7 protein-coding genes are annotated in these 13,445 nt (G+C 72.9%); 4 read left to right on the top strand and 3 right to left on the bottom strand.

The annotated features are described in order from the left end of the window. The first annotated feature begins 260 nt into the window (after positions 1 to 260). Positions 261 to 758: a MerR family transcriptional regulator gene (locus tag QFZ58_RS04275; protein WP_307123544.1), complete on the top strand. Its 498-nt coding sequence runs from the start codon at positions 261 to 263 to the stop codon at positions 756 to 758. A gap of 566 nt (positions 759 to 1,324) precedes the next feature. Here QFZ58_RS04275 and QFZ58_RS04280 read toward each other — a convergent pair. The 3 genes from QFZ58_RS04280 to QFZ58_RS04290 all read right to left on the bottom strand — a co-directional run bounded on the left by QFZ58_RS04280 (position 1,325) and on the right by QFZ58_RS04290 (position 3,851). Beyond that, entirely contained in the window at positions 1,325 to 1,753 is a 429-nt protein-coding gene (locus QFZ58_RS04280; protein ID WP_307123545.1) for a pyridoxamine 5'-phosphate oxidase family protein, read from the bottom strand. 172 nt (positions 1,754 to 1,925) lie between these two features. Next, positions 1,926 to 2,447, bottom strand: a complete 522-nt coding sequence (locus QFZ58_RS04285) for a hypothetical protein (RefSeq protein ID WP_307123546.1) — start codon at positions 2,445 to 2,447, stop codon at positions 1,926 to 1,928. Positions 2,448 to 2,543: 96 nt separating this feature from the next. Further along, on the bottom strand, positions 2,544 to 3,851 hold the full coding sequence (locus tag QFZ58_RS04290; RefSeq protein ID WP_307123547.1) for a wax ester/triacylglycerol synthase domain-containing protein: 1,308 nt from the start codon (positions 3,849 to 3,851) through the stop codon (positions 2,544 to 2,546). A 486-nt stretch (positions 3,852 to 4,337) separates the two neighbouring features. Between QFZ58_RS04290 and QFZ58_RS04295 the strand changes: the two genes are divergently transcribed. The 3 genes from QFZ58_RS04295 (at position 4,338) to QFZ58_RS04305 (ending at position 13,390) form a co-directional block, all read left to right on the top strand. Further along, a complete protein-coding gene (locus QFZ58_RS04295; protein WP_307123548.1) occupies positions 4,338 to 5,444 on the top strand; it encodes an SDR family oxidoreductase in 1,107 nt (368 codons plus the stop codon). Between the two features lie 147 nt (positions 5,445 to 5,591). Next, entirely contained in the window at positions 5,592 to 7,175 is a 1,584-nt protein-coding gene (locus QFZ58_RS04300; RefSeq protein ID WP_307123549.1) for a PfaD family polyunsaturated fatty acid/polyketide biosynthesis protein, read from the top strand. Next, the gene (locus tag QFZ58_RS04305; protein WP_307123550.1) at positions 7,172 to 13,390 is read left to right on the top strand and encodes an SDR family NAD(P)-dependent oxidoreductase; all 6,219 of its coding nucleotides are present in this window, start codon (positions 7,172 to 7,174) and stop codon (positions 13,388 to 13,390) included. Before QFZ58_RS04300 ends, QFZ58_RS04305 begins: the two co-directional genes overlap by 4 nt. Positions 13,391 to 13,445: the final 55 nt, after the last annotated feature.

Here is a 13,445-nt window from a genome sequence, read left to right on the forward strand (position 1 = left end):
CCTGCGGGCGGGGCCTGGCGTGCCGGACCTCACGGGCCGGCTGTTGCGGCGAGCGGCCAGGCGCTGCTCGCCCGGTGGCTCACATCCGGGGCCGAGGCATCACGGTGGGCAGGCGGCGGCGCGGGGCGTCAAGGGCTCGCGCACGCTGTCTCCTGCGAGAATCGGGTGTTCGCCGGAGGGCTGTCGGCTCCGGCACGGATGCGGTGCGGCCTGCGGGCCCGTCACCACGCCAGTAACTCTACCCTAACGTTAGGGTAGAGATGAGCGTCGCCGCGATCGCGGCAGCGCCGTTCGACCGATGGGGCAGGACAACGGGCGTGGACGACAAGCACATGCAGATCGGTGAGGTCGCCGCGCGGACGGAGCTGTCCCTGCGCACCATCCGCCATTACGAGGAGATCGGCCTCGTCGTCCCTTCCGCCCGCTCACAGGGCGGGTTCCGCCTCTACACCGAGAGCGACGTCGCCCGGCTGATGGTCGTCCGCCGCATGAAACCGCTCGGCTTCACCCTGGAACAGATGGGCGACCTGCTGGACGCCACCGATCACCTCGACGCGTTGGACGAGACCTCGCACGCCGGTGAGCGAGAGCCGTTCCTCGGACGCGTGAAGAGCTACGAGCAGGCCGCGGCCGACAAGATCGAGGAGCTGCGGGTCCAGCTGGCGCGCGCCGAGGAGTTCGCCGCCACGCTCCGCAGCCGCCTGGAGCCGAAGGCGCCCGCGGCGCGGCCGGCGAAGGAGCCCGCCGCGCTGCCGTGACGCCCCTCCGCCCGCCGCCGCGCAGAGCTCGCCGGTAGCGCCGAACGGGCGCCGCACCGGCCGGGCGGAGTGTCGCGCCACCGTGGGAGGCCCGGCCTGCCCGCGGACTCGAAGACCCCCGCCCGCTCGCCGGCTCTCGTCGTCGGACTGATCTCCGTGCCCTCCTGGCTGGTCCGGCCCGTGACCGGAGTGGCCCCTTCGACGAGCAGCGGCCACGCAGGTGGAGGCGCCCGTCAGCTGGGCGGGTCACCTGGCGTCGCGCGACTTGTGAAACCGAGTCGTACGCTGCGGAACCGGCGGCCCGGGCTGCTCGCCGTCGCCTCCATGGCGGTCTTCTCCGTGTTCCTGTGCCGGCCGTGTTTTTGTGGCGGCCGTGTTTCTGTGCCGGCCGAGTTTCTGTGCCGGCCGAGTTTCTGTGCCGGCCGAGTTTCTGTGCCGGCCGAGTTTCTGTGCCGGCGAGGATCACCCGGGTCGAAACCTGCCGGCACCGCGCCCGACGAGGCCGGCGTCGAGGGCCGGCCGACCGGCCGCCGGGAGGGCGTGCGGCCGGCCGGAGTCGTCCGCGCTCAGCTCGCGCCGAGGTCCGAGCTGAGCCAGCGTTGTGGCCGCATGTGGACGACCACCTGCTCGCCGTGTTCCTTCCAGGCGAAATCGACGTAGCTCTCGACCTTCTCCGCGGGGAGGTAGCGCGCCGAGATCTCGACCAGCTGTTCACGGGTGGCAGGGCGGGTCGCGATGACGGGGCCCTCGACCGAGACATAGCGGATGGTGGGCGTCAGGCGGTCGGCCATCAGCGTGAAGCGGCCCGCTTCGGCGATCAGCGTTCCTTTGCGGGAGTTGCGCCCCGTCAGGATCCAGATGTCGCCGCCCGGTTCGTACTGGTACCAGATCGGCACACTGAGCGGAGCCCGTCCCTCCTGCGCCGAGTCCACAGCGAGTGCTGCGACATGCGGCTCGGCGAGAAACCGTTCACGCTCTTCGCGCGTCAGTGCCACGGAGACTCCTTCATGGGATTGCTTTGATGTGTTTCATCCGTATTGTCCATGCCGACCTGTGCGTGGGCCGTGCGTTCCGGCCACGCATGATCCGTTCGGCGCGCCGCGCCGGCCTCCGGACATGCGGATCGCACGTACGAAGGCCGAAGCCGGACCAGCGGTGTCCGCTCGCCTACCAGCCGGCCTTCGCCGTGTCGTACGCCTGGCGGCAAGTGGCGTTGGTCCCCTCGACGGAGAGCCTCTGCATGGAGTTCTGCCAGACCGACTTGGCCACCCTCTCCAGCCCCCGGGTCGCGGCAGGGATGTTCGGCGCGTACTTCTTGATCGTCCCGAGGGCCGACTTGGCGAACTTGTTGCACACCAGGCCGGTGGTGTTCTGGTACCGGGTGTCGAGGTCGTTGCCCACGGCCGCGCCGTTCGTGGTGGCCCAGCCGTTCCACGCCGCGCACGCGGCCTCGGTGAACTCCGCCTGGTCGGCCTCGCTCAGCACCGCGACCTCGTCCAGCATCGTGCTCTGGACCCTGTCCGGGACGGTGAAGTACTGGACGGGGAACTTGCCGAGGGTCCCGAGCAGCGCCTCCTGACAGGCAGGGGGCAACGGGGCGGCCTGCGCGAACGAAGGCGTGGCCAGGGCGGCGGCGGACACGACGGCCGCGCTGAGAACGGTGCGCCGGACGGTACGGAAGAGAGTCATGACGGCTTGGTGCTCCTTATGAGAGAGGTGGGGGATGTGAGGGTGGGAAAGTCGGACAGGGAGGGCAGGTCCGCGCCGGGGCGAACGGCAGCCCGGCTACGGGCCGTCCACGGGGTCCGGCCGCAGATCGTCCACCGCCCGCTCCCACAGGGCCGGCAGCCGCTCCGCCAAGGGCAGGGCCCGGTCGGTCACGAAGGACACCTCGGCCCAGGTGCCGAAGAACGACAGGCCCACCCCGAAGAGGTGGCCCGGGAAGACCAGGGGCAGCAGGGCCGTACCCGTCACCTGCGTGGCACCGAGTACGCCTTCTTCGGACAGCGGCATGGACGTGGCCAGGATGTCGGTCACGCGCCGCGACATCACTTTGCGCAGATACCACTCGGTCGGACGGTCGGGCATGAATCTGACCAGGTCCTGGATGCCCTGACGCCACGGCTCGCTCCGCAGCTTCGCCGTCGTCGCCATGACGCGTTCCAGCCGCTGCCGGGGTGAGTGGCCGCCCGCGGAACCCCCGGGCCCCGGAACCGGGTCCACGGGCAGGTTCACCGGCAGAGCGAAGCAGCGGTTCCCCCAGGTCTGTTCCTCGTCCTGGCGGCGGGCGTCGACGGGCACCAGCGCGGACACCCGCGGCAGCGGTACGCCGGACTCCACCGACCAGGCACTCAACGCCCCCGCGAGTGCGGCGAGATGGACGTCATGCGCCGATCCGCCTGCCGTCGCACCGATGTGCCGGAGATCGGCCAGCGGCGTCCGCCCCCGCCACAGCCGCCTCTCACCCGTGGGTACGAAGGGGGCGGCCTGGCTCCCGCCGCGGCCGACGAGGGCGTCGTACCCGAACTTGGCGGCCAGGCCTAGCGCCCGCCCGGCCCTCCGTGGCATGTCGGCGCGACGACCGACCCGGAGCACCGGGCGGGCGGAGGGCTCGCCCCCGCCCAGCAGGGCGCGGAAGACGACCGCCGCGGCCGAGCCGTCCTGGCAGGCGTGCCGGAAGCGGTAACACACGGCGTACTCGTCGGGCGCGTGGCCGTGGACGAGCCAGATCCCCCAGTGTGTGCCGGGAGGCAGCGGCGTGTTGAGCGCCGTGTCCATGGCCGGCTCCCACTCCGCGGGGCCGTCCGCCACCGCCTCGTGCACGTGCCGGTCGACGTCGAAGTCCGCGTCCTGCTGCCACCTGGAGCGCCGCGTACGCCCCTCCACCCGGCTCGCGAGCATGGGCAGTCCGGGCAGGCTCATGCCCACATAGGCGCGGAGGTCCGCCAGCTTCGGCGGCGGACCGCTCAGGTACGCGACTCCGCCGGTGTCCCAGCGGACGTCGGGATGGGTCCGCTCCAGGCTCAGGAACGCGCGGTCGATGGCGTGGGTCCGGTGACGGGGGGACGGAACGGACTGAACGGTCACGGTCATGGAGGCTCCAGTTCGCGCCGGCGGACACAGGAAGGCCGGCCCCGCACGCTGTGCGGGGCCGAGTCGTCAGCACGGCTTGCACCGCTTTATATCGGGTGGCCGCCCGCACGGAGGCCCGGCCGCACGCACCCGACCTTCCCGGCCCGTGCCGTCACACCGGCCGTCGCGCCGTGTCCTGCCTGCCGATCACGCCTCCCAGCCCTCGTGAGCCGGTTCCTCCACCCCCGCACACGAAGTCACTCGAAGTGATGACGGGAAGCCAGGCGGGCACACCTGTTCCGGCGTACCCCTCGCACGTACGCCATCGCTCCGCCACCCCGGATCCTGGGGGCCGCACCGTGTGTGACCTCCCGTTTCCGGCCCGGGTGACCAGTACTCCGATCAGGTGAGCCGACCGAACCGTGGCTCCGGTTCCCCTCACCTTCTGCCAGTGTTCTTCGCATCACTGCGTGTAGCCGCACCCCCTCGATCCCTGGAGTCCTGGACGTGCACGTTGCCCTCACCGGCGCCACCGGCTTCCTCGGGCTCCGCCTCCTGCGCCGGCTTCTCACCGATCACGAGTCGTTGACGCTGCTGGCCCATGCGCGTTCGGGCGACGCGCTGCAACGCGTCACCCGGTTCTTCGAGCTGTCCGGCGCTCCCCGGGCGCTGGTCGGGGAACTCCCGCGCAGGTTGAGGGTGGTGGAGATCGACCTGGGACGACCGCGGTTGGGGTTGTCGGTGGCCGAGTTCCGCGAGCTGGCCGACGGACTCGACGCGATCTGGCACAGCGCGGGCAGCATCAATCTGGAGGACGACATCGGGCGGCTGCGCCAGGTCAACGTCGACGGCACCCGGCACGTGCTCGGGCTCGCAGCGGCCGGACCGAGGAAGCCGGTGGTCCACCACGTGAGCACCGCCTTCGTGGCCGGTGCGCGGCGCGACGGCGTGGTGTACGAGGACGAACTGGACGACACCCACGGCTTCGAGAACACCTACGAGCGCTCCAAGTACGAGGCGGAGGTGCTGATCCACGCGTGGTCCCGGGCGCACGGCCGTCCGGTCGTGGTGCTGCGGCCGAGCATCCTGGTCACGGACCTGCCGCCGCACCCGGATCTGCCCCCGCACCCCCTCCAGGTCATCGAGCGGATCCTGCGGGACTCGCTGCGCGCCGTCGGCCTCGACGACCACGGGCTTCCCGGGCCCCGCCGTCCGGTCGTCCGGCTTGCCGGAGATCCCCGCGGCCGTCTCAACCTCATGCCGGTGGAGGAAGCCGCCGCCGTCATGGTGCGGTTGGCCACCAGGCCCCCCTCCGGGGGAGTCGACACGTACAACGTCGTCCACGACCACGACGTCCCTGTGCCGGCCGTCGTCACGCTCCTGGAGCGGCTCGCGCCCCTCACCCTCGACGTCGTGGCCGGGAAGCCCGCCGACGCGTCGGCGCTGGAAGCCCTCCTGGACTTCTATCCGGGCTTCACGGCCTATCTCAGTCACCGTCGCCGCTACGACGACACCCGTGTCCGGACCCTGTTCGGGCCGTCGCCGGGCAGGACCAGGGTCGACCTGGACTACCTGTGGTCCGGGTTGCACCGGAGACAGGCATCGACGGGCTGACCGACGGACGTCCGGCACACCCACACCCCGGGATCCCACCCGCGTCCGCGCTCCGGGCGTTCCGCCACGTCTGACTCCCCTCGCGGACGCGGACGCGCTCCCGCCCCCACGCACTCGCACACACGCACACCCCGCTGGAGCCCACTCTTGTCCGTCCTCGCCGCTTCCGATCCCGTCGTCGTGTCCCCGCCGGTCTTCTCAGCCGAGGGGATCGCCGCCCACGCCCGGCGGATCAGGGACCACGTGCACATCGTCACCGACCCGGCCGGCCGGGATGTGGGCCTCGCCATCGGCCCCCCGCCCCCCGGCACCGTGCTCGGGACGCTGCCCCCGCTGTATCCCGAGTGGCTCGGCGGACGCGCCTTCTGCGAGGCGCACGGTGTGCGTTTTCCCTACGTCGCGGGTGAGATGGCGAACGGCATCGCCACCACCCGGATGGTGACCGCGATGGCCCGGGCGGAGATGCTCGGGTTCTTCGGCGCCGGTGGCCTCGGACACGACGAGGTCGAGCGGGCCGTGCGCGTCCTGGCCGCCGAACTGGCGGACGTCCCGAACTGGGGTGTGAACCTCATCCACTCACCGGCCGAACCCGCCCTGGAGTTCCGCGTCGCCGAGCTGTTGCTGCGGTACGGGGTCCCCCGCATCTCCGTCTCGGCGTTCATGGAGCTGACGCCGGCCGTCGTGCTGTGCGCGGCACGGGGGCTGCGCCGGGGTGCCGACGGCGGCGTTCTCCGGCGCACCCATCTGCTCGCGAAGGTGTCCCGCCCGGAGGTGGCCGAGAGGTTCCTCTCCCCCGCACCGCCCGACCTGCTGCGTCTGCTCGTGGACCGGGGCGAACTGACGCAGGAGGAGGCGGACCTGGCCGGACGAGTCCCCGTGGCCGAGGACATCACGGTGGAATCCGACAGCGGCGGCCACACCGACAACCGCCCGCTCGCCGCGCTGCTGCCGCGGATCGTCCTCCTGCGCGACGAACTCGCCCGGCGGTTCCGCCACCCCCGGACCGTCAGGATCGGCGCGGCCGGCGGGCTTGGCACACCGGACGCGGTGGCCGCCGCCTTCGCGCTCGGAGCCTCGTACGTGGTCACCGGGTCGGTGAACCAGGCCGCCGTGGAGGCGGGCCTGTCGGACGAGGCCAAGGCGATGCTCTCCGAGGCCGACATCGCCGACGTGACGATGGCGCCGGCGGCCGACATGTTCGAGCTGGGAGTCAAGCTGCAGGTCCTGGCACGGGGGACGATGTTCGCCCAGCGGGCCGCCCGGCTCCACGCGGCGTACCGGGAACACGACTCGCTGGAGGAGCTTGCGCCGGCGCTGCGCGCCACGATCGAGCGGGACGTGCTGAGTGCCCCGATCGACGACGTCTGGCAGCGCACACGGGAGTTCTGGCGCGAGCGCGACCCGTCGGAGGTCGCTCGCGCGGAGAGCGACCCCAAGCACCGGATGGCGCTGGTCTTCCGCTGGTACCTCGGGAACTCCAGCAGGTGGGCGATCACCGGCGACCCGGCCCGGCGCACCGACTACCAGATCTGGTGCGGACCGGCGATGGGCGCCTTCAACCGGTGGACGGCGGGCACCTTCCTGGCCGAACCGGCGAACCGGTCCGTGGTGCAGATCGCGCTCAACCTCCTCGAGGGCGCCGCCGTCCTGACCCGCGCCCATCAACTGCGGACCTACGGCGTGCCGTTGCCGGCGTCGGCACTCACCTATACACCGTGCAGGCTCGCATGACCGGGCCCGGCGCACCCGGCGCCCCGGCAGCAACCGTTCGACGACAAGGAGAACCCGTGTCCGCCTTCCGCCACCAGGTACCCATCGCCGTGGTCGGCATCGGCGCGCTGGTGCCCGGCGCGACGGACGCGGCCGGCTACTGGCGGACCGTGGTCGCCGGCCGGGACCTGATCACCGACGTCCCCGCTTCGCGCTGGCTCGTGGAGGACTACTACGACCCGGACCCCGCCGCCCCGGACAAGACGTACGCCCGCCGGGGGGCGTTCCTCCCGGAGGTCGACTTCGATCCCCTGGCCTACGGCGTGCCGCCCACCAGCCTGCCGTCCACGGACACCGCCCAGCTGCTCGCCCTGATGGTCGCCGACCAGGTGCTCGCCGACGCCGGCGGGCTGTCGCGGGTGAACCGGGACCGGGTCGGCGTCATCCTCGGCGCGGCGGCGCTGGAGCTGCTGTCACACATGAACGAGCGCATCCAGCGTCCGGTGTGGCTCAAGGCGCTGCGGGAGAGCGGAATCCCCGAAGCCGAGGCGCAGGACGTGTGCGACCGCATCGCGGAGCACTACACACCGTGGAAGGAGTCGAGCTTCCCCGGATTGCTGGGCAATGTCATCGCCGGCCGCATCGCCAACCGGTTCGATCTGCACGGCACCAACCACACCACCGACGCGGCCTGCGCCAGCTCCTTGGCGGCGCTGTCCACGGCGGTCGGCGAACTGGCGCTGGGCAGGTCCGACCTGGTGATCAGCGGCGGAGTCGACACCGGGAACGACATCGGCATGTTCCTGTGCTTCTCCAAGACGCCCGCCCTGTCCCCCAGCGGCGACTGCCGGCCGTTCTCCGAGGCGGCCGACGGCACCATGCTCGGCGAAGCCGTCGTCATGTACGCCCTCAAACGGCTGGCGGACGCCGAACGCGACGGCGACCGGATCCACGCGGTGATCCGCGGGATCGGCACCTCCTCGGACGGCAGGAGCACTGCCATCTACGCGCCCCTGCCCGACGGCCAGGCCCGGGCGCTTCGCCGCGCCTACGAGGAGGCCGGCTACGGTCCGGAGACCGTCGAGCTGGTCGAGGCCCACGGCACCGGGACCAAGGCCGGGGACGAAGCCGAACTGAGCGCGCTGAGCGCGGTGTTCGGCGAGTCGGACCGTACGGACCGGCAGTGGTGCGCGATCGGCTCCGTCAAGTCGCAGATCGGCCACACCAAGTGCACCGCCGGTGCGGCAGGGCTGCTCAAGGCAGTCATGTCCCTGCACCACAAGGTGCTGCCCCCGACCATCAAGGTCGACCGGCCGAACCCTGCCACCACAGCTCCGGACAGCCCGTTCTACGTCAACACCCGGACCCGTCCGTGGGTACGCCCGTCCGGCCATCCCCGCCGGGCGTCGGTGTCCAGCTTCGGTTTCGGGGGCAGCAACTTCCACGTCACGCTCGAGGAGTACGTGCCCTCGGGCTCGCCGGGCCGTGAGGCGTGGCGAACCCGCTCCGCCCCGACCGAACTCGTGCTGTTCAGTGCCTCCTCGCCGTCCTCGCTGGCCACCGAGGCCATCCGCGGTGACCTGCCGCTCGCCGCGATCGCCAGGGAGAGCCACAGCACGTTCTCGCCCACGGACCGGGTGCGGCTGGCGGTCGTCGCGTCCGACACCGAGGAACTGCGCGACAAGCTCGTCCAGGCCACCGCCCTGATCAGCCGGCGGCCGGACACGGCGTTCTCGACACCGACCGGGATCCAGTACGCCGCCGGGGCACCCGCGCCCGGCCGGATCGGCTTCCTCTTCCCCGGCCAGGGCGCGCAGTACGTCGGCATGGGCGCCGATCTGGCCATGCTGTCGCCGGCCGCCCAGGGCGTCTGGGACAGGCTGGGTGGTTCGGGGCCCGAGGGCAGTCCTCTGCACCGGTCGGTCTTCCCCCCGCCCGCCTTCACCGACGAGGAGCGTGCCGCCCAGGGCTCCCGGCTGGCCGCCACCGAGTGGGCGCAGCCCGCGCTCGCGGTGCACAGCCTCGCGCTGCTCGAGGTGTTGCGGGGTCTCGGCCTGCGGCCGGACTGCGTGGCCGGCCACAGCTTCGGGGAACTGGTGGCCCTGCACTGCGCCGGCGTCCTGGACGCGGAATCCCTGGTCGTACTGGCCCGCCGCCGCGGCGAGTTGATGCGCGACGCGGCACGCACTCCCGGGGCCATGCTGGCCGTCGGGGCCGGCCCCGAGCAGGTCGCGGCGGTGCTCGCCGACGTCGGGTGCGGTGACGTCTGGCCGGCCAACCACAACTCCCCCCGGCAGGTGGTGCTCTCCGGCACCACCGAGGCGATCGTCGTGATGGAGAGGGCGTTCGCGGCCGAAGGCGTCAGCACGCAGCGGCTGAACGCCTCGGCCGCCTTCCACAGTCCGCTGGTCGCCCCGGCCGGTGAGCCGCTCGCCGAGTTCCTGCGCGGCATCGCGCTCGCCGAGCCCCGGTTCGACGTGTACGGCAACGCGGACGCGGCGCCGTACCCGTCCGGGCACGACGAGGTGCGCCGCAGGCTGGCCTCCCATGTGAGCTCACCGGTGCTGTTCCACGAGCAGATCGAGGCGATGTACGCCGCCGGGGTCCGGACCTTCGTCGAGGTGGGCGCGGGCACCACTCTGAGCGGCCTGGTGGGGCAGATCCTCGGCGGGCGTGACCACGTGGCCGTCCCCCTGGACCGGCCGGGCCGGTCAGGGGTCAGCAGTCTGCACACCGCGCTCGGCCACCTCGCCGTACGCGGCGTCCCGCTCGATCACACCCACCTCTGGGCGCCCTACGGGCCGCCCGGAACACCAGCGAAGGAGACCAAGCCCAGGATGACCGTGAAGATCAGCGGTTCCAACTACGGTCAGCCCTATCCGCCTGCCGGTGGGGCCGCGGCGCTGCCGGCGCCGAATCTCCCGGCCGCCACGCGCGCGCCCGCCCCGCCGGACGCACCGGAGGCGGCCGGACCTCCGCGGGAGCCCTCGCCCGCGTCCGGGGCCCCGGTGTACCAGGCCCTCCCGTCCGCGCCGGTTCCCGCTGCCCCTTCCCACCCCGCACCCTCACCCGAGCCGGCATCCGCCGCGCCTGCCGACTGGTACGCCATGGTCGAGGGTGTGCAGCGGCAGACCGCGGAGGCCCACGCGGCCTGTCAGCGCATGCTGATCGACAGCCACATGGCCTTCCTGCGGATGACGGAGACGACCTTCGCCGCGATGCTGGGAGGACAGAGCCCTCACGGTGTCCTCGACACCGCCTTCGCCGAGTCCCCGTCCCAAGACGCCGGCCTGCCGCCCCGTCCGCTGCCACGGCCCACCTCGCCCGCACGCACGCACGCGCCCGCGCCGCCGGCCCCGCCGGCAGCCGTACCGGTCGTAATTCCCGGGCCTGCCGCACCCGTTGCGCAACCCGCCCACTGGCCTTCCGCCGCAGCGTCGGGCGTCGCGGACACGCCGCCGGGCGCCGTGGACGCGCCGGCGGTCGGCCACCCCGTCGCCACCACCGCGGCGTCGGCCGGCCCGGCCGACGTCGCGACGACGACAGCGGCGGCTCGCCCGGCCGCCACGGTGACGGCGACGGCAGCCACCCCTTCCGCACTGTCGACGCAGGAACTCGAGGAGCTTCTCCTCTCCGTGGTGGCCCGGCTCACCGGTTATCCGTCGGGCATGCTCACCATGGACATGGAGCTGGAGGCGGACCTGGGGGTCGACTCGATCAAGCGCGTCGAAATCCTTTCCGCCGTGCGGCAGCGGGTGGGCGACGTGCCCACCGGGGACATCGCCCAGCTCGGCAAGCTGCGCACACTGCGAGAGATCGTCGAATCTCTCGCCCCGGACCTCGGACCCGCCTCTGCCGGTCATCCGGTACCGGCCTCCGAAGCCGCGGCCCCCGGTCGTGCGGCGGCCACCGTCCCGGAGATTCCGGCCATGCGTCATGAGCCGCCCCCACGCGGGGTGCCGACCAGGCTGGTGTCGCGTGCGGTGCGTGCGCCCGCGTCCGGCCTGGCGATGGCGGCCCTCGGGGACGGGCCGCTCGTGGTGACCGGCGAACGCTCCGGTGACCCGGGCGGGGCCGCACTCGCCGGACTCGTCGCCCGGAAGCTGACCGAGCACGGCCTCGACGCCACCGCCGCGGCGGACGTTCCGCAGGACGCGCACGGCGTGGTGCACCTCGGCGGGCTCGCCGGGGACGGCTCGCCGGACGATGCGCGGGAGGTCCACCGGTCCGCGTTCCGCACGGCACGTGCGGTCGCGGCGCGGATGGCCACGCAGGGCGGGCTGTTCGTGACCGTCCAGGACACCGGCGGCGACTTCGGGCTCGACTCCCGCCGCCCGGGCCGGGCGTGGCTCGGCGGTATCGCCGGCCTGGCCAGGACCGCCGCGAAGGAGTGGCCTTGTGCTTCGGTCAAGGCGATCGACTGCGAGGTCGGCGGGCGCGGCCTCGAAGCGGTCGCCGAGGCCATCGTGCGGGAACTGCTCGAGGGCGGACCGGAACCGGAGGTCGGTCTGCGGGCGGACGGTATCCGCACCACCCTCGAGACGGTCCCTGCGCCGCTGACACCCGGCGGGAAGGGGCGCAAGCAACGCGTCACCCCGGAGTCCGTGATCGTGGCCACCGGTGGGGCGCGCGGAGTGACCGCGGCCGCGCTGCTGGACCTGGCCGCGAAACACCGCCCCCGCATCGCGCTTCTCGGCCGGACCGAACCGGCGGAGGAACCTGCCTGGCTGGCGGAGGCCACCGACGAGCCCACACTCACCCGCCTGCTCGCCAAGCACTCCACCGGCGGCGGGGATGGTCCCTCGCCCGCCGGGATCACCCGGCGCGCCCGGGAGATCCTGGCCGCCCGTGAGGTGCGGGCCACGCTGGCGGATCTGCGGGCCGCGGGGTCCGAGGTCCGGTACCTCGCGGTCGACGCGAGGGACGGCGATGCGGTCGCGACCGCGCTGCGCGACGTGCGCGAGACATGGGGCCCGGTCACCGGCATCGTGCACGGCGCCGGCGTACTGGCCGACGCGCGGATCGCCGACAAGACCGACGAACAGTTCGACCAGGTGATGTCCACCAAGGTGGACGGTCTGCGCGCACTGCTGGCCGCGACGGCGGACGACCCGCTCGACGTGATCTGCCTGTTCTCCTCGGTGAGCGCCGTGTTCGGCAATGCGGGGCAGAGTGACTACGCCATGGCCAACGAGGTGCTCAACCAGGTGGCGTCCGCCGAACAGTCCCGCCGCCCCGGCTGCCTGGTGCGCTCGGTCGCCTGGGGCCCGTGGCACGGCGGAATGGTCACACCGGCACTGGCCGGGCACTTCGGCCGGTCCGGCATCGCGCTCATCCCCCTGCGGCAGGGCGCCGCGTCCTTCTCGGCCGAACTGGACGGCCCGGCCGACGAGCCGCGCGTCGTCATCGCGGCCGATGGAGCTGCGGCCGCGATGGAGCCCGCCGGGACTCCGCGCCCTGCCCAGGTGCGGATCTGCGGGGACAGCCACCCCGAGCTGGCCGACCACGAAGTCGCCGGCACTCCTGTGCTGCCCGTGGCGATGGTCCTGAACTGGTTCACCGGGGCGGCCTCGGCCTGGCGGCCGGGCACCGGCCGGCTGGTCCTGCGCGACCTCCGGGTGTACCGGAAGCTCGTCCTGCCACGGCTCGCCGACGAAGGCCACCGGCTCACCGTGCACGGGTGCCGTGCCACGGTCGGGGCGCCCTCGGCCCTGGAGGCGGAACTGCGGGACGAGGACGGGACCCCGCACTTCCGGGCCGCCCTCGACTTCGAGGCCGCGGACTCCGACCCGGCCGGCTGGGACTCCCCGGCCGGGCTGGAGCCGGCGGCCCGCCCGGAGGTCTACGACGGCCACGTCCTCTTCCACGGGCCCCGGTTCCAGGCGATCCGCACCCTGCACGGGGTCTCCGGACAAGGAGCGGAGGCATCCGTGGCGGGGCTGCGCGCCCTGGGCTGGGCCGAGGGCCCGTGGCCGCTCGACCCGGCCGCCGTGGACGGCGCTCTGCAACTCGCCGTCCTCTGGGCGGAGCACGTACTCGGTGACGCGACACTGCCGATGGCAGTGGCGGAGTGCAGGGTGCACCGGCGCGGTCCGGCACAGGACACGGTCCGGTGCGTGGTTCGGGCACGGCGGGCGCACGAGACGGGGGCCCGGTGCGACGTCGCGCTGATCGACCCCGACGGGTGCCTGCGTGTGGAGCTGCTCGGCGTGGAACTCGTGCGCCGTCCCTCCTGAGCCGGACCGGCCCCCCGCCTCTCCTCCGGCGACCTGGCCACCCGTCACCTGTAAC

The sequence above is a fragment of the Streptomyces sp. B1I3 genome (assembly GCF_030816615.1).
In the GTDB taxonomy this organism is placed as follows: Bacteria; Actinomycetota; Actinomycetes; order Streptomycetales; family Streptomycetaceae; genus Streptomyces.